Genomic DNA, 263 nt, shown 5'->3' on the forward strand with positions numbered 1-263 from the left:
ATATAGGTGTCTTGGCTACAGGGACCAATGTTGTCGATCTGCATGCCGCAATAAATCAGGGCGTAGTGGTCACCAATGTACCCGCTTATGGCCCGGATGCTGTCGCTCAGATGGTTTTTGCCCATATTTTGCATCATACCCAGAGAATTGCTCTTCATCATGAAGCTGTCGTTGACGGCCTATGGTCTGACTGTGATGATTTTTGTTTCACCCTGTCTCCTTTACAGTCTCTAAAAGATAAGACTATCGGCTTGATGGGTTAT

The 263-nt window shown here is 46.0% G+C and carries 1 pseudogene; it reads left to right on the plus strand.

From position 1 onward, the window contains the following. Positions 1 to 263 (plus strand): annotated as a pseudogene (locus MTCD1_RS19460) (D-2-hydroxyacid dehydrogenase); the annotation flags it as partial.

This window comes from Colwellia marinimaniae, from assembly GCF_002207865.1.
GTDB classification, from domain to species: Bacteria; Pseudomonadota; Gammaproteobacteria; order Enterobacterales; family Alteromonadaceae; genus Colwellia; species Colwellia marinimaniae.